The sequence below is a fragment of the Kitasatospora sp. NPDC092039 genome (assembly GCF_044756065.1).
Taxonomy (GTDB): Bacteria; Actinomycetota; Actinomycetes; order Streptomycetales; family Streptomycetaceae; genus Kitasatospora.
Genome location: NZ_JBIVSD010000006.1, coordinates 308,034 through 323,788 on the forward strand (window position 1 = coordinate 308,034; position 15,755 = coordinate 323,788).

General features: G+C 73.0%; 11 protein-coding genes, 2 pseudogenes and 3 riboswitches. Of the genes and pseudogenes, 12 read left to right on the forward strand and 1 reads right to left on the reverse strand.

What is annotated here, in order from left to right:
* The first annotated feature begins 409 nt into the window (after positions 1-409).
* Positions 410-601, forward strand: a riboswitch (cobalamin riboswitch).
* A 211-nt stretch (positions 602-812) separates the two neighbouring features.
* The 5 genes from ACIQI7_RS15230 to ACIQI7_RS15250 are packed head-to-tail and all read left to right on the forward strand — an operon-like array spanning position 813 to position 6,190.
* Positions 813-2,312: a CoA-acylating methylmalonate-semialdehyde dehydrogenase gene (locus ACIQI7_RS15230; RefSeq protein ID WP_401109437.1), complete on the forward strand. Its 1,500-nt coding sequence runs from the start codon at positions 813-815 to the stop codon at positions 2,310-2,312.
* A gap of 5 nt (positions 2,313-2,317) precedes the next feature.
* On the forward strand, positions 2,318-3,463 hold the full coding sequence (locus ACIQI7_RS15235) for an acyl-CoA dehydrogenase family protein (RefSeq protein ID WP_401109440.1): 1,146 nt from the start codon (positions 2,318-2,320) through the stop codon (positions 3,461-3,463).
* Positions 3,463-4,539, forward strand: coding sequence for an enoyl-CoA hydratase/isomerase family protein (locus tag ACIQI7_RS15240; RefSeq protein WP_401109442.1), 1,077 nt, complete (start codon positions 3,463-3,465; stop codon positions 4,537-4,539). The genes ACIQI7_RS15235 and ACIQI7_RS15240 overlap by 1 nt, the downstream gene beginning before the upstream one ends.
* The gene (gene mmsB / locus ACIQI7_RS15245; RefSeq protein WP_401109445.1) at positions 4,536-5,420 is read left to right on the forward strand and encodes a 3-hydroxyisobutyrate dehydrogenase; all 885 of its coding nucleotides are present in this window, start codon (positions 4,536-4,538) and stop codon (positions 5,418-5,420) included. The genes ACIQI7_RS15240 and mmsB overlap by 4 nt, the downstream gene beginning before the upstream one ends.
* Positions 5,417-6,190, forward strand: coding sequence for an enoyl-CoA hydratase (locus tag ACIQI7_RS15250; RefSeq protein ID WP_401109447.1), 774 nt, complete (start codon positions 5,417-5,419; stop codon positions 6,188-6,190). The genes mmsB and ACIQI7_RS15250 overlap by 4 nt, the downstream gene beginning before the upstream one ends.
* A gap of 47 nt (positions 6,191-6,237) precedes the next feature.
* Here ACIQI7_RS15250 and cobF read toward each other — a convergent pair.
* A pseudogene (cobF, locus tag ACIQI7_RS15255) lies at positions 6,238-6,995 on the reverse strand (precorrin-6A synthase (deacetylating)).
* 114 nt (positions 6,996-7,109) lie between these two features.
* A riboswitch (cobalamin riboswitch) is annotated at positions 7,110-7,251 on the forward strand.
* 98 nt (positions 7,252-7,349) lie between these two features.
* Between cobF and ACIQI7_RS15260 the strand changes: the two are divergent.
* From ACIQI7_RS15260 to ACIQI7_RS15290, 7 genes and pseudogenes are all read left to right on the forward strand, one after another.
* Positions 7,350-8,417: a prenyltransferase/squalene oxidase repeat-containing protein gene (locus tag ACIQI7_RS15260; protein ID WP_401109449.1), complete on the forward strand. Its 1,068-nt coding sequence runs from the start codon at positions 7,350-7,352 to the stop codon at positions 8,415-8,417.
* A gap of 35 nt (positions 8,418-8,452) precedes the next feature.
* The gene (locus tag ACIQI7_RS15265; protein ID WP_401109451.1) at positions 8,453-8,932 is read left to right on the forward strand and encodes a flagellar hook-length control protein FliK; all 480 of its coding nucleotides are present in this window, start codon (positions 8,453-8,455) and stop codon (positions 8,930-8,932) included.
* A 142-nt stretch (positions 8,933-9,074) separates the two neighbouring features.
* Positions 9,075-9,201: riboswitch (cobalamin riboswitch) on the forward strand.
* A 226-nt stretch (positions 9,202-9,427) separates the two neighbouring features.
* A pseudogene (locus ACIQI7_RS15270) lies at positions 9,428-10,834 on the forward strand (prenyltransferase/squalene oxidase repeat-containing protein); the annotation flags it as partial.
* A complete protein-coding gene (locus tag ACIQI7_RS15275) occupies positions 10,831-11,925 on the forward strand; it encodes a hypothetical protein (protein ID WP_401109454.1) in 1,095 nt (364 codons plus the stop codon). The pseudogene ACIQI7_RS15270 and the gene ACIQI7_RS15275, both read left to right, overlap by 4 nt.
* Before the next feature lie 10 nt (positions 11,926-11,935).
* Positions 11,936-13,144, forward strand: a complete 1,209-nt coding sequence (locus tag ACIQI7_RS15280) for a CbiQ family ECF transporter T component (RefSeq protein ID WP_401109743.1) — start codon at positions 11,936-11,938, stop codon at positions 13,142-13,144.
* A 4-nt stretch (positions 13,145-13,148) separates the two neighbouring features.
* Positions 13,149-14,792, forward strand: coding sequence for an ABC transporter ATP-binding protein (locus ACIQI7_RS15285; protein WP_401109456.1), 1,644 nt, complete (start codon positions 13,149-13,151; stop codon positions 14,790-14,792).
* Positions 14,789-15,637 (forward strand): ECF transporter S component, encoded by an 849-nt coding sequence (locus tag ACIQI7_RS15290; protein WP_401109457.1) that lies wholly within the window; start codon positions 14,789-14,791, stop codon positions 15,635-15,637. Before ACIQI7_RS15285 ends, ACIQI7_RS15290 begins: the two co-directional genes overlap by 4 nt.
* The last annotated feature ends 118 nt before the right edge of the window (positions 15,638-15,755 follow it).

A 15,755-nucleotide genomic window follows, 5' to 3' on the forward strand; every position in this document is an offset into this window, starting at 1 on the left:
GACGATCTGTGTGGCGGCTGAGTTCCCCGCCACGACCGGGCCGCAGTCTCTCTTCACCAGCGGGATCACCGTGCGGATCTGGGCGGGTACCGGTTGTTCGACCCTGACCTGTTCACACTGCAGTTGGTCGAGACGGTCCCAAGCGTCACCGCTTCCTCCCCGCCGCTGGAGGCCGGGTCGGTCGATAAGGTGAACGTCGGGGGTGACGACGACGGCCCCAACCGGGCCGGTCGAGGTGCCGGGGTGACTGCGGGCGCTGTGTGGCGAGCTGGAGGTGGTCGTGCACGACATCGCCTACAAGCGGCTGCTGAACATCACCTCGGTGGTCCTCCGCCCGTTGGTGTCGCACCGGGCGGATCCTCAGCTGACCCCGTTGGCGCAACGCGCGCATGGAGAGCTCTGGACTTACTAGGACGTCCAACTATATGGTCGATGGCAGGTCCGCGGTGTCAGGGAAGCCGGTGTGAGTCCGGCACGGTCCCGCCACTGTGACCGGGGAGTTCGTCCTCGCAGGACACGGCCACTGGCAGCCAGCCGGGAAGGCCTGAGGGCGTGCGGTGATCCGGGAGTCAGGATACCGGCCGCGGGTGATCCGTGTTTTCCACGAGGATGGAGACGACACGCATGACTCCGGGCTGCTCCCGTTCTGCTGCTCCTGGTTGTCCTGTGCCGACGACCCCCGGGGCCCACCTGCTCTGACGGTTCGTCCTGCCACCGCCACCGTGACGTCGCGGGGCCGCACCACCGTGCGCCCGTCCGTCGGCGGCGGCCTCCATTCCTCCTCTCCCCGACCCTGTTGAGAGAAGGAACCAATGGTCCGTGAACTGACGCACTTCGTCGCCGGGAAGCGCACGCCCGGGACGTCCGGTCGCTTCGGCGACGTGTACGACCCCAACACCGGCCGGGTGCAGGCCCGGGTGCCGCTCGCCGACCGCGCCGAGGTCGAGGCGGTGATCGCCGACGCCGCTCAGGCCCAGCCCGCGTGGGCGGCCTGGAACCCGCAGCGCCGGGCCCGCGTCCTGCTGCGCTTCCTGCAGCTGGTCGAGCAGGAGAAGGAGGAGCTGGCCCGGCTGCTGTCCGCCGAGCACGGCAAGACCGTCGCCGACGCCCACGGCGACCTCCAACGCGGCCTGGAGGTCGTGGAGTTCGCCGCCGGCATCCCGCACCTGCTGAAGGGCGAGTTCAGTGACAACGCCGGCACCGGCATCGACGTCTACTCGATGCGCCAGCCGCTCGGCGTCGTCGCGGGCATCACGCCGTTCAACTTCCCCGCGATGATCCCGCTGTGGAAGGCCGCACCCGCGCTGGCCTGCGGCAACGCCTTCGTCCTCAAGCCCTCCGAGCGCGACCCGTCGGTGCCGCTGCGGCTGGCCGAGCTGTTCCTGGAGGCCGGGCTGCCGCCGGGCGTGCTCAACGTGGTCAACGGCGGCAAGGAGGCCGTGGACACCCTGCTGGAGGACCCGCGCGTCGAGGCGCTGGGCTTCGTCGGCTCGACCCCGATCGCCCAGTACGTCTACGCGACCGCGGCTGCGCACGGCAAGCGCGCGCAGTGCTTCGGCGGCGCCAAGAACCACATGATCGTGATGCCCGACGCCGACCTCGACCAGGCCGCCGACGCGCTGATCGGCGCCGGCTACGGCTCGGCCGGCGAGCGCTGCATGGCCATCTCGGTGGCCGTCCCGGTCGGCGAGGAGACCGCGGACGCCCTGGTGGCGAAGCTGGTCGAGCGGATCGCCGCGCTGAAGGTCGGCCGCTCGGACGACCCGGCGGCGGACTTCGGCCCGCTGGTCGGCCGTGACGCCCTGGAGCGGGTCCGCGGCTACCTGGACCTCGGGGTCGAGGAGGACGCCGAACTCGTCGTCGACGGACGGGACTTCCGCCTGGAGGGGCACGAGGACGGCTACTTCCTCGGCGCCTCGCTGTTCGACCGGGTCACGCCGGACATGCGGATCTACCGGGAGGAGATCTTCGGCCCGGTACTGACCGTCGTGCGCGCCGCCGACTACGAGGAGGCGCTGCGCCTGCCCAGCGAGCACGAGTTCGGCAACGGCGTAGCGATCTACACCCGGGACGGCGACACCGCCCGCGACTTCGCCCGCCGGGTGAACACCGGCATGGTCGGCGTCAACGTGCCCATCCCGGTGCCGATCGCCTACCACACCTTCGGCGGCTGGAAGCGCTCCGGCTTCGGCGACCTCAACCAGCACGGCCCGGACTCGATCCGCTTCTACACCCGCACCCGTACCGTCACCTCGCGCTGGCCCTCCGGGGTCAAGGAGGGCGCGAGCTTCACCATGCCGACGATGGGCTGAGCATTGTGAACGCAAGTGAACTGACGGAGGAGCAGGCCTCCATCGCTGAGGCCGTCGGAGCCTTCGCCGCCGAACACCTGGCACCGAACGCCGTCGAGTGGGACCAAAGCAAGCACTTCCCGGTCGACGTGCTGCGCAAGGCCGCCGATCTGGGCCTTGCCGGTATCTATGTCCGGGAGGACGCCGGCGGCTCTGCGCTGACCCGACGCGACGGGGTAGTCGCCTTCGAGGCACTCGCCACCGGCTGTCCGTCCATCGCCGCCTACCTGTCCATCCACAACATGGTCGCCTGGATGGTCGACCGCTACGGCGACGCCGCCCAGCGGGCCGGCTGGCTGCCGGGGCTCTGCTCAGCCGAGCATCTGGGCAGCTACTGCCTTACCGAGCCCGGCGCCGGCTCCGACGCGGCCGCGATCGCCACCCGAGCGGTGCGTGACGGCGACCACTGGGTGCTGGACGGCGTCAAGCAGTTCATCTCCGGAGCGGGGGCCGCACAGATCTACCTGGTGATGGCCCGCACCGGAGGCTCCGGGGCCTCCGGGCTGTCCGCCTTCATCGTGGACCGGGACGACCCCGGCGTCTCCTTCGGACCGAACGAGACGAAGATGGGCTGGAACGCCCAGCCCACCCGGCAGGTCGTGCTGGACGGTGTCCGGCTGCCCGCCGACCGTCTGCTCGGCGACGAGGGCGGAGGCTTCCGGGTCGCCATGTCGGGACTCAACGGCGGCCGCCTCGGCATCGCCGCCTGCTCCCTCGGCGGCGCGCAGAGCGCCCTGGAACGGGCCACCGGCTACCTCGCGGACCGTGAGGCGTTCGGCACCCGGCTCCTGCACGCCCAGGCCCTGCAGTTCCGGCTCGCCGACATGGCGACCGAGTTGGAGGCGGCCCGGGCGCTGCTGTGGCGGGCGGCCAGCGCGCTGGACCGGGGCGATCCCCGGGCGCCGCAGCTGTGCGCGATGGCCAAGCGCTACGCCACCGACACCGGCTTCGAGGTCGCCAACCAGGCCCTCCAGCTCCACGGCGGCTACGGCTACCTGGCCGAGTACGGCATCGAGAAGATCGTCCGCGACCTGCGGGTGCACCAGATCCTGGAAGGGACCAACGAGATCATGCGCGTCATCGTCGCCCGCGGCCTGACCGGAGCCGCGTGATGGCCGGCCACGACCTCGACGAGGTCATCATCCAGCGCGAGGGCCGGGCCGGCCTAATCGTCCTCAACCGCCCCGCGGCCCTGAACGCCCTCACCCACGGCATGGTGCTGCGCATCGCCGAGGCGCTGGACGCGTGGGAGGACGACGCCCGGGTCGAGACCGTCGTCATCACGGGGTCCGGGGACCGCGCCTTCTGCGCCGGCGGGGACATCGTCGCCATCCACCGCGCCGCCACCGGCGGGGACCCGGGCGCCGTCGAGGGGTTCTGGCGCGACGAGTACCGCCTCAACGCCCGGATCGCCCGCTACCCCAAGCCGTACGTGGCCGTGATGGACGGCATCGTCATGGGCGGCGGGGTCGGCGTGTCCGCCCACGGCAGCGTGCGGATCGTCACGGAGACCACCCGCATCGCCATGCCCGAAGCCGGCATCGGTTTCGTCCCCGACGTGGGCGGCACCTACCTGTTCGCCCTGGCGCCCGGCGAGCTGGGCACCCACCTCGCCCTCACCGCCGGCTCGGTGGGCGCGGCAGACGCGCTGCTCTGCGGGCTCGCCGACCACTTCCTGCCCTCCGAGCGGGTGCCGGCGCTGCTCGACGACCTCGCCGAACTGCCCGTGCACGACGCCCTGGAGCGGCACGTCGAACCCGTGCCGAGCGGTGCGCTGGAGGGGCAGCGCGCCTGGATCGACCACTGCTACGCGGCCGGCACCGTCGAGGAAATCCTCGACCGGCTGCGGGAGAGCGGCGAACCGGAGGCGAAGAAGGCCGCGGACCGGATCGCCGCCAACTCGCCCACCGCCGTGAAGGCAACCCTGGCGGCGCTGCGCCGGGCCCGGGCCCTCGGCCCGCTGGAAGCCGTCCTCGACCAGGAGTACCGCACCTCCTGCGCGGCGCTCGCCACGCCGGACCTCGCCGAGGGCATCCGGGCCCAGGTGATCGACAAGGACCGCGACCCGCGGTGGCACCCGCCGACGCTCAGCGCCGTCGAACCCACCGCCGTGGCCCGGTACTTCGCCCCGTTGGGCGCGCGCGAACTCGGCCTCGCCGCCACCACCACATTCCTGGAGCGCTGGTGACCCTGACCATCGGATTCATCGGGCTGGGCAACATGGGCGGCCCGATGGCCGCCAACCTCGTCAAGGCCGGGCACCGGGTGATCGGTTACGACCTCTCGGCTGAGGCCCGGGGCCTGGCCGCGGCGCAGGGAGTGATGATCGCGGTCTCCGCCGCCGAGGCGGTCGGCGAAGCCGACGTGGTGCTGACCATGCTGCCGACCGGACGCCATGTCCTCGACTCCTACGGCGAGTTGACCGAGGCGGCCTCGGGTGCGCTGTTCATCGACTGCTCCACCATCGCCGTCGGGGACGCCCGGGTGGCAGCCGACCTCGCCCGGGTCGCCGGGCACCGGGCCGTCGACGCCCCGGTCTCCGGCGGTGTAGCGGGGGCCGAAGCGGCAAGCCTGACCTTCATGGTCGGCGCCGATGACCTCGACTTCGGCGAGGCCGAGCCGGTGCTCGCGGCCATGGGCCGCCGGGTGGTCCACTGCGGGGCCTCCGGAGCCGGACAGGCCGCCAAGATCTGCAACAACATGATCCTCGGCGTCTCCATGATCGCGGTCAGTGAGGCCTTCGCGCTCGGGGAGAGCCTCGGGCTCAGCCACCAGGCGCTCTACGACGTCGCCTCGACCGCCTCCGGCCAGTGCTGGGCGCTGACCAGCAACTGTCCGGTGCCCGGTCCGGTCCCGACCAGCCCGGCCAACCGCGACTACGCGGCAGGCTTCGCCGCCGCGCTGATGGCCAAGGACCTCGGGCTCGCCGCCGACGCGGCCGCCGCCTCGGCCGTGCCGGCCGAACTGGGCCGGCGGGCAGCCGAGGTGTTCGCCGCCTTCGCCCGAGACGGCTCGGGCGGGCTGGACTTCTCCGCCATCATCACCACCCTCAGGAAGGACACCGCATGACGTTCGAGACGATCCTGGTCGAGCGCAAGGGCCGGGTGGGGCTGATCACGCTCGACCGCCCCAAGGCGCTGAACGCGTTGAACACCCTACTGATGACCGAAGTCGTCTCGGCAGCAACGGAGTTCGACCGGGACTCGGAGATCGGCTGTCTGGTAGTCACCGGCTCGGAGAAGGCCTTCGCGGCCGGCGCCGACATCAAGGAGATGCAGTCCCTGGAGTTCGTGGACGCCTACCTCGGCGACTGGTTCGCCGCCTGGGAGCGCTTCGCCGCCCTGCGAACGCCGGTCGTCGCGGCCGTGGCCGGTTACGCGCTGGGCGGCGGCTGCGAACTGGCAATGATGTGCGACGTCCTGCTGGCGGCGGACACCGCGAAGTTCGGGCAGCCCGAGATCAAGCTCGGCGTGATCCCGGGCATCGGCGGCTCGCAGCGGCTCACCCGCGCTGTCGGCAAGGCCAAGGCCATGGAGCTCTGCCTGACCGGCCGGATGATGGGCGCCGAGGAGGCCGAGCGGGCCGGACTGGTCTCCCGTATCGTCCCCGCCGACCAACTGCTCGCCGAGGCCCTGGCCACCGCCGAGACCATCGCGGCGATGTCCGCCCCGGCCGCGATCATGCTCAAGGAGAGCGTCAACCGGGCGTTCGAGACCACCCTCGCCGAGGGCGTCCGCTTCGAACGGCGGCTCTTCCACGCGACGTTCGCGACCGCGGACCAGAAGGAGGGCATGGCGGCCTTCGCCGAGAAGCGCCCGCCGACGTTCGACAACCGCTGACGGGCCGGGCAGTGCGCCGCCCCTCCTCCGGGGCAGCGCGCCGACGGTCAGCTCTCGGCCCGCCGCAGCAGGTAGGTGTCCATGATCCAGCCCTTGCGTTCGCGGGCCTGCTCGCGCAGCTCGCGGATCCTCGGGGCGGCCTCGGCGAGCGGCCGGCGACGAGGATCTCGTCGGGGGTGCCGAGGTAGGCGCCGTACCGGATCTCCAGCCCCTCGGGGTCGATCTCCGTGAAGGCGGCCCGGCCGTCCAGCATCACCACCACGTCGTCCACGCCCTCGGGACAGCCCTCGGCCAGACGTCGGCCGGTGGTGATCTGCACCGGGCGGCCGACCCGGGTCAGTGTGGTGCGGTGACGGGCGGCGAGCGCGGAGACGCTGCTGATGCCCGGGATCACCTCGAACTCGAACCCGACGGTGCCGCGGGCCAGGACGTCGTCCACGACGGCGATGACGCTGTCGTACAGGCTTGGGTCGCCCCAGACCAGGAACGCCCCCGTCTCGTCCTCGCCGAGGTGCTCGGCGACGAGCCGTTCGACCAGGTCAGCGCGGCGGACCCGCCAGTCGTCGACGGCGGCCGCGTACGCGGGGGTGCTGCGGTCCCGCTCCGCGTCCGGCGCCTCGACCACGCGGTGCTCGGCCCGGCCGTGCTCGACGAGGATCCGTCGACGCAGCCGGATCAGGTCCTGCCGTTCCTCGCTCTTGTCGAGGATGAAGAAGACGTCCGTGCGGGCGAGCGCCTTGACGGCCTGCAGGGTGAGGTGGTCGGGCTCGCCCGCACCGATGCCGATGACGAAGATGTGCCGCATGGGAGGCATTCTGCCCTCCGACCGGACGTTCCCCGACCGGCGGACCGGCGCGCGCCCAGGAATCCACCCGCGTCACCGTGATGTGACGCACGATCCCTTGACCCGATCTTTTCCGTTTCGCCATGATGAGCCGTCACGTTGTGACTCCGCCAACGGGGGAAGTCCGGTTCGAATCCGGCGCTGACCCGCAACGGTAGGCCGCCGCCCCCCGCGTCGACGGCGAGCCCGAGTACCCGTCGGCGGGGATGTGTCGTCCCCTCCTCCCGTCGTGGTCTGCGGGCCGGAGCTCCGAGGGCTGCCCGGCGCGTTGCCGACGTCCTTCGGGCCCCTGCATCCAGGCCCGGAAAGGCACCCATGCCCCCGCTCCGCCGCACCCTCGGTCTGCTCGCGATACCCGCCCTCGCGCTCGCCACCGCGCTCCCGGTGGCCACCGCCGCCCACGCTGACACGACGTCCTCCCGGACCGTTCGTCCCGATGCCGCCGCCGCCGGCTGGCTGGCCCGCCAGCTCGTGGACGGCGACCACTTCGAGTCCGTCTTCAACGGCACCGCCTACCCCGACCAGGGTCTGACCATCGACGCCGTGCTGGCCTTCGCCGCCTCGCACAGCTCCGACGAGGCCGCCGCGAAGGCCACCGCCTGGCTGGCGAAGCCCGAGATCGTCTCCGGCTACCTCGGCGACGGCACCACCGAGGCCTACGCGGGCGCCACCGCGAAGCTACTGCTCGCCGTCGAGGTGCGCGGCGGGAACCCGGCAGGCTTCGGTGGCGTCGACCTGCCGGCCCGGCTGCGCTCTCTGCAGACCGCCGAAGGACGGTTCTCCGACCGCTCGCAGTGGGGCGACTACAGCAACGCCTTCGGCCAGTCCCTCGCCCTGATCGCCCTGCACCGCACCCCCGGCGGCGCCCCCGACGCGGCCGTCGACTTCCTGGCGAACAGCCAGTGCGCGGACGGCGGCTACCCGGTCTCCTTCGGCCAGGCGACCTGTGCCAGCGACCCGGACGCCACCGCGCTGGCCGCCCAGGCGCTCGCCGCCACTGGCCGTGCCGCCAAGGCGAACGGGGGCCTCGGCTGGCTCGTCGCGCACCAGAACGCCGACGGCGGGTTCGCGGCCTCCGGGGCAACCGCCTCCAACGCCAACACCACCGGCCTGGCCACCCAGGCGCTGCTCTCCGGCGGGCGTTACAGCACCGGTCTCAAGGGCTGGAGCCGGCTGGTGAAGTTCCAGCAGGGCTGCTCCGCCGACCCGGCGGTCCGCGGCGCCGTCGCCTACGACGCGTCCGGCTTCAACGCGGGCAACGGTGCCCGGGCCACCGCGCAGGCCGTGCTCGGCCTGGCGGGCGCCCCGCTGGCCACCCTGTCTTCCGCCGGGGCACGCCCGGACGCGCCCACCCTGGCCTGCCCGGCCCCGGCCACCCGCTGAGACGGTGAACCACTGATTCCGCGAGGAGAGTTCCGATGACCGACACCCCCACGCCGGCCCGCCCCGTTCGCCGGATGCTCGGGTCGATCGCCGCCGCGGCGGCCCTCACCGCGAGCCTGCTCGGCGTCTCCGCCGTGCACGCCCCGCAGGCCCAAGCGGCGGCCTGCAGCGGAACCACCGGCGTCACCGTCGTGGTCGACTTCACCGCTGTCGGCGGCGGCATCGAGACCGGCTGCGCGCCCGGCGACCCCGCCAGCGGGCTCGCCGCGCTCACCGGCGCCGGGTTCTCGTACGCCTTCCACCCGCGCTTCCCGGGCTTCGTCTGCAAGATCAACGCACTGCCCGCCACCTGCACCAACCCCACGGGCAACGCCTACTGGTCGTACTGGCACGCCCAGCACGGCGGTGCCTGGTCGTACAGCAATCTGGGCGCGGGCAGCTACAACCCGGCTCCCGGCGACGTCGAGGGCTGGTCCTTCGGCGCCGGCGCTCAGCCGGGCATCACGGCGCCCTGACGTTCGGAAGCGCACGCGTGCCTCGGCCCCTTCCCCGCGCGGGGAAGGGGCAGCGGATCACGGGGCTCAAGCGGTATGGATCTCCGCCATCCGAGCGGTGAGCCAATTGGCCTGACGGATCGTTGACTCGTCCTCAGGCGCCGTGATCTGATGAAACGTTTGTAGCCCTCGGCATTCAGGGGAAGCCGGTCCAACTCCGGCGCTGACCCGCAACCGTGGACCCACCTCGTGTGGGTGAGCCGGAATGCCTGAACCGAGGGCCTGTTCACACAGCACGTGCGTCGTCGCGGACTACGACGCAGTCAGAACGGTCCTTGCCGAGAGTGACCGTCGGCTGCGCCGTGGCCTCCTGCGTCGACCGACCAGGGAGTCTTCGTGAGGGTCAGCAGCGGTAACACACGTCACAGAAGCCGGCACGTCGCGTCCCTGGTCGGGGCCGTCGCGGTCGCAGTCTGCGGCACGGTCCTGATCGGCAACCCCGGGGCCGCGGCCGCCGGCCCACCGAATCCGCCCGCCGGAAGGGCCCCCGACGCGGTCAAGGCCGGTGCGTACCTCACCGACCCGGCCCGGCTCATCGACGGCCGCTACTACGAGGGCTTCCCGGGCTTCGCCGACTTCGGCCTCACGATCGACGGAGCGTACGCCCTCGCTGCTACCGGCACCGACGACGCGGCGCTACGCAAGATCGTCGACTTCCTGGACCAGCAGGGCAAGGACCCCAACGAGCGGACCGTCAACGACTGGACCGCCATCGGCACCGAGTACGCGGGCGGCGGTTCGATCGGCAAGGAGGCGCTGCTCGCCGAGATCGCCGGCCGAAACCCGCGGGCCTTCGGCGGCCACGACCTGATCGCCGCCCTGGACCAGACCGTCTGCGCCAAGGCCGACCAGAACACCGGCTGCGCGGACGCGGGCAACTACACCTACGCCACCTCGGTGTTCTCCCAGGCGCTCGGCATCCTGGCGCAGCTGCGCGCCGACGACGCGGCGAACGCCGCCGCTCCGATCACGTACCTGAAGCGCCTCCAGCACGCGGACGGCTCCTGGCCGAGCCTCATCCCCGCTGCCGGCGACTCCGACGTGGACAGCACGGCCATGGCCGTCATGACCCTGGCCCTCGTGCCCGGGGACGAGGCGGCGCAGGCGGTCGACAAGGGGCTCGGCTGGCTCGCCGCTCGGCAGCTGCCCGACGGCGGCTTCCCCGGTGCGGCCGGCGACTCCACCAACTCGGCCGCGCTCGCAGTCCAGGGCATGACGCTGCGCAAGGCCACCTACGGCGGGCAGATCGCCAAGGCGCTCGACTTCCTCGCCGGCCAGCAGAACGGCGACGGGGGCTTCAACGTCGCCTCCGCCGGGCAGCGAGGCTCGGACGTCCGCGCGTCCACGCAGGTGATCGGCGGTGCCACCGGGATCTCCTTCGGCACGCTGTCCCGGAACCTCGGCGGCACGCCGACCCCGACGGGCACGCCGACCGGGAGCCCTACTGGCACGCCGACGTCGACTCCGACCGGCACGCCGACGGGGAGCCCCACCGGCACGCCGACGTCGACTCCGACCGGCACGCCGACTGGAAGCCCCACGGGGACGCCGTCGGGGACTCCCACCGGCACGCCGAGCCCGACGGGCTCGCCCACCCCCACCGGATCCACTTCGTCCGCCGCCGCTCCCGTGACCAGCGGCGGCCCGACCACCTGGCCGGCCGGCGGCATCGATGCCCCGGCCGGAGGCGGCGGTGCCCCCGCCGAGGGCGTGGCGGCGCGGACCGGTTCCGGCAATCTGGCCAGCACCGGCACCCCGGCCCTGGCCCTGACCGCGGGCGCCGGTCTGCTGACCGCCCTCGGCGCAGTGGCCGTCCTGGTCGCCCGCCGCCGCACCGCGGCCACCCCGGGGCGGCACCGGTGAGCCGGGGGCTCGGCAGCCGGCTCGGTCGGCTGTCCGGGGCGGCGGCGGTGACCCTCGCCCTCGCCTTCGGCGGCGTCGCCGTGGGCGCAGCCCCGGCTGTTGCGGCGCCGTTGCCGATGGATCAGTGCACCACGACCTCCGGGGTCGTACTCGCGGTGGACTTCGGGAAGTGGGGCGGCCCGCTGCTGCGCTCCTGCGGGACCACCCCGACCACCGGCTACGCCCTGCTCAACCAGGGCGGCTGGAAGACTGCCGGCACCGGGCACGACGGCCCGGCGTTCATCTGCCGGATCGGCTACAGCGGCTTCCAGAGCGGCAAGCAGTATCCGACCCCGGACCAGGACAAGTGCGTCCTGACGCCCCCGGCCACCGCCTACTGGTCGTACTGGCACGCCGACCCCGGGCAGAACGACTGGTCGTACAGCCAGCTCGGCGCGATGAGCTACCAGCCGAAGCCCGGCAGCGTGGACCTGTGGACCTTCGGCGGCACCAACATCGAAGGCACTGAGGGACGTCCGGCCTTCTCGCCGGACAGCCTGCGCGCGCACAACACCACCCCGGGTGGCTCGGCCTCCGACCCCGAGCCACCCCGGCCGCCGGCCGGCGGGTCCTCCGGCACTATGAACGGCGGGGCGAGCGGCGGCACCTCCGGAGGTGCCGGCTCCTCCGGCGGGAGCGCCGCCGGTACGTCCCATGAGGTGAAGCAGCCGCCTGCGGGCGGCGGCACAAGCGGGCCCGCCAGCGGCACGGGCGGTCGCAGCGCGCCCGTGAGCCCGTCGGCCGAGGCACCCGCACCACCCGCCCCGGCCCCCGGCGTCCCCGCCGAACCGACCGCCCCCGCCGAGACGCCTCCCGCGCAGCCCACTGACAGCCCGTCCGCCACCGACACCGGCGGCGCGACACCCACGGCTACCGGGGACCCGTCCTCCGCGAACGCAGCCGGCCCGACAGTGGTGGACGCGGCCCCGGCTGCCGACGCCCCGCACGAGAGCGGATCGGTGATCCCCGCCGTACTCGGAACCGTCCTCGTCGTGGTGCTCGGTGTGGCCACCCTGGTCGCCGCGCGACAGCGCCGCCGACGGGCCGAGTGATCCGGTGACCCTGCTCGACAAGCGCGACACGGCCTCCCCGCAGCGCGTCCCCGGCCTGGGCGCGGGGGGCCGGCGCAGTCCACGGAACCTGCACCCGCTGGCTTGGTGGACGTGGGCGCTGGCGCTGGCGACGGCGGCCAGCCGCACCACCAACCCGCTGCTGCTCCTGCTCGTCCTCGCCGTGCTCGGCTACGTGGTCACCGCCCGCCGCAGCGAAGCCCCGTGGGCGCGCGGGTTCACCTACTACCTGTGGGTGGCCCTGACAGTGGTGGCGATTCGGGTGGCCTTCCGGTGCGTCTTCGCCACCGGCGTCACCCCGCATGACCACCTGCTCTTCTCGCTGCCGCACATCCCCACGCCCGCCTGGTACGCGGGCATTCAGATAGGTGGCCCCGTCTCGCTGGAGGCCACGCTCTCGGCGGCCTTCGACGGGCTGCGGCTGGCGTGCCTGATCTGCTGCATCGGCGCGGCGAACACCCTGGCCAACCCCAAGCGGGCCCTTCGCGTCCTACCGGGCGCGCTGTACGAGCTCGGCGTCGCCGTCACGGTGTCACTGAGCGTCGCGCCACAGCTGGTGCAGAGCGTCCAACGCGTGGCCCGGGCACGGCGGTTGCGCGCCGGACAGCGCAAGGGCATACGCGCGTTGCGCGGCATCGTCGTGCCGGTGCTGGAGGACGCGCTGGAACGCTCACTCAGCCTGGCCGCCGCGATGGACTCGCGCGGCTACGGGCGCTCCGGCACCGCCTCCCGGCGTTCCCGCCGGCTCACCGGTGCGCTGATGCTACTCGGCATGTGCGGCCTGTGCGCCGGGGTGTACGGGCTGCTGGACGGAACGGCCCCCGCCGCGCTCGGCCTGCCCGCCTTCGTGGCGGGTGCCGCCCTCTGCGTGGCGGGTCTGCTGCTCGGCGGGCGGCGGGTGCGGCGCACCACCTACCGGCCGGACCGCTGGCGGGCCGCCGAGTGGGCGGTCGCCGGCTGCGGGGTGACCGCCGCCGTCCTGCTGTTCGCCACCGTCGGCTACGACGCCACCGACCTCAGCCCCTCCCTTTACCCGCTGACCTGGCCGACGCTGCCGCTCGTCCCGGTGCTCGCCCTGCTGCTCGCGGGCGCCGCCGGGATCGTCTCCCCGACACCGGGCCGTACGCCCATACCCGTTGGCGCCCCCTCAGGACCAGCGACACCCGCGACACCCGCACCGACCGCACGACCTCCGAGGTGAGCACGTGATCCGATTCGACCAGGTCAGTGTGGTGTACGACGGCGAGACCACGCCCGTCCTGTGCGACGTCGACCTGTACATCCCGGAGGGCGAGCTCTGCCTGGTGGTCGGCCGCACCGGCGCCGGCAAGTCCACCCTGCTCGGCGCCGTCAACGGCCTGGTGCCGCACTTCACGGGCGGCACCCTGCGCGGCCGGGTCACCGTGGACGGCAGGGACACCGCCCACCACCCGCCGCGCGAACTCGCCGACGTGGTCGGCGTGGTGGGCCAGGACCCACTGGCCGGCTTCACCACCGACACGGTGGAGGAGGAACTGGCCTACGTCATGGAGCAGTTGGCCATCCCGCCGGACGTCATGCGCAAGCGCGTCGAGGAGACCCTCGACCTGCTCGGCCTGGCCGACCTGCGCCACCGCGCCCTGTACGAGCTCTCCGGCGGCCAGCAGCAGCGCGTCGCCATCGGCTCGGTGCTCACTGCGCATCCCCGCGTCCTGGTCCTGGACGAGCCGACCTCCGCGCTCGACCCGACCGCCGCCGAGGAGGTGCTGGCCGCGATCACCCGGCTCGTCCACGACCTCGGCGTGACCGTCCTGCTGGCCGAGCACCGCCTGGAGCGGGTCGTCCAGTACGCCGACCGGATCGCCTACCTGCCCGGCGACGGCACCGTCGTGCACGGGCCGCCCGCCGAGGTCTTCCGGACCACCACGATCGCACCGCCCGTCGTCGAACTCGGCCGCCTTGCCGGATGGGAGCCGCTGCCGCTGTCCGTACGAGACGCCCGCCGCGCCGCCGCGCCGCTGCGCGAGCGGCTCACCGTCACGCCCGTTCCGCCGCCGCGCCGGGCAGCCGCGGCGGCGGAACGGGTACTGGACGCCCGGGGGGTGGTCGTCCGGTACGGTCCGGTGGCCGCCGTCCGGGAGGCCGACCTGGCGTTGCGCGCCGGGGAGGTCACCGCGCTGATGGGCCGCAACGGCTCCGGCAAGTCCTCACTGCTGTGGGCCCTCCAGGGCTCCGGCCCCCGCCACGGCGGCAGCGTGAAGGTCACCGGGGCCGACGGCGGCCCGGCCAAAGACCCCAAGCGCCTTTCCGCGGCTCAGGCCCGGCAACTGGTCGGGCTGGTCCCGCAGACCCCCACCGACCTGCTGTACCTGGAGACGGTCGCCCAGGAGCTCGCCCAGAGCGACCTGGAGGCCCGCCGTGCCGCCGGGCCGACCGCGCGGCAGATCCTCGACCGCCTGGCCCCCGGGATCCCCGACGACACCCACCCCCGGGACCTCTCCGAGGGGCAGAAACTGGCGCTCGTCCTGGCGATCCAACTGGCCGCCGCACCAAGGGTCGTGCTGCTGGACGAACCCACCCGAGGGCTCGACTACCATGCAAAGGAAGCACTCACCGGCATCGTGGACGCCCTCGCCGCCGAAGGCCGTACGGTCGTGGTCTCCACCCACGACGTCGAGTTCGTCGCTTCCGCCGCCGACCGCGTGGTCGTGATGGCCGAGGGCGAGGTCGTCGCGGACGGCCCCACCGCCGAGGTCATCGTCGCCTCGCCCACCTTCGCCCCGCAGACCGCCAAGATCCTCGCCCCACTGGACTACCTGACAACCCGGCAGGTGGCCGAGGCCCTCGTGATGGCGGAGGCCGCCCGATGACCGCCGTCCGCATCCCCGGCCGGGCCCGCGTCATCGTCGCCCTGGCCGCCTTCGTCGGCCTGACCGCCTTCACCTGGCCGTTCGTCGTCGCCCCAGGGAAGTTCGGCTCCTCCTACGCCCCGCCCCTGATCTTCGGCGCGCTGCTCGTCCTGGTGCTCGCCGTCGTCATCGCGGAGATCTCGGCCGGCGGCATCGACGCCAAGGCGCTCGCCATGCTCGGTGTGCTGTCCGCCGTCAACGCCGGCCTGCGCCCGCTCGGCGCCGGAACGGCCGGGGTGGAGACCGTCTTCTTCATCCTCGTCCTTGCCGGCCGCGTCTTCGGCCCCGGCTTCGGCTTCACCCTCGGCTGCACCTCGCTCTTCGCCTCCGCCCTGCTCACCGGCGGTGTCGGCCCCTGGATGCCCTACCAGATGTTCGGCTGCGCCTTCGTCGGCATGCTGGCAGGGCTCCTGCCGCGCGTCCGCCGCCGCTGGGAAGTGCCGATGCTGGCTGCCTACGGCGCGTTCTCCGGGTACCTGTTCGGCTTCCTGCTGAACCTGTCCTTCTGGCCGTTCTCGACCGACCCGAACAGCTCTATCGCCTACCTCCCGGGCTTGCCCTTCACCGAGCAGTGGCACCGCTACCTGCTCTTCGACCTCGCCACCTCGCTCGGCTGGGACACCGGCCGTGCCGTCACCACCTTCACCGCCGTGCTCGTCGTCGGGCCGTCCGTGCTCACCGTCTTCCGCCGCGCCGGCCACCGAGCCAACTTCGAACCGACGGTGCGCTTCGAGGCTGCGGACGGCTCCAACGCCCCACCCGCGCAAGAACACGCCGCATGGCCAACCCGAGCGGCGCCCTCCTGATTCCGAAGGATTCACCACCCTGGAGAAACAGCTTTGCCCTGGACGGGGCCTGCCCGAACTGCTCGCCGGCATCCGCGAGGCGCTACCTCATGCCACGGACCCTCCGTCCGGTCCTGCC

What these genes read in the sequence shown, in the direction of transcription:
- ACIQI7_RS15230 (WP_401109437.1), top strand. Translation starts at nt 813, where the DNA reads ATGGTCCGTGAACTGACGCACTTCGTCGCCGGGAAGCGCACGCCCGGG.
- ACIQI7_RS15240 (WP_401109442.1), top strand. Translation starts at nt 3,463, where the DNA reads ATGGCCGGCCACGACCTCGACGAGGTCATCATCCAGCGCGAGGGCCGG.
- ACIQI7_RS15290 (WP_401109457.1), top strand. Translation starts at nt 14,789, where the DNA reads ATGACCGCCGTCCGCATCCCCGGCCGGGCCCGCGTCATCGTCGCCCTG.
- ACIQI7_RS15260 (WP_401109449.1), top strand. Translation starts at nt 7,350, where the DNA reads ATGCCCCCGCTCCGCCGCACCCTCGGTCTGCTCGCGATACCCGCCCTC.
- ACIQI7_RS15265 (WP_401109451.1), top strand. Translation starts at nt 8,453, where the DNA reads ATGACCGACACCCCCACGCCGGCCCGCCCCGTTCGCCGGATGCTCGGG.
- ACIQI7_RS15250 (WP_401109447.1), top strand. Translation starts at nt 5,417, where the DNA reads ATGACGTTCGAGACGATCCTGGTCGAGCGCAAGGGCCGGGTGGGGCTG.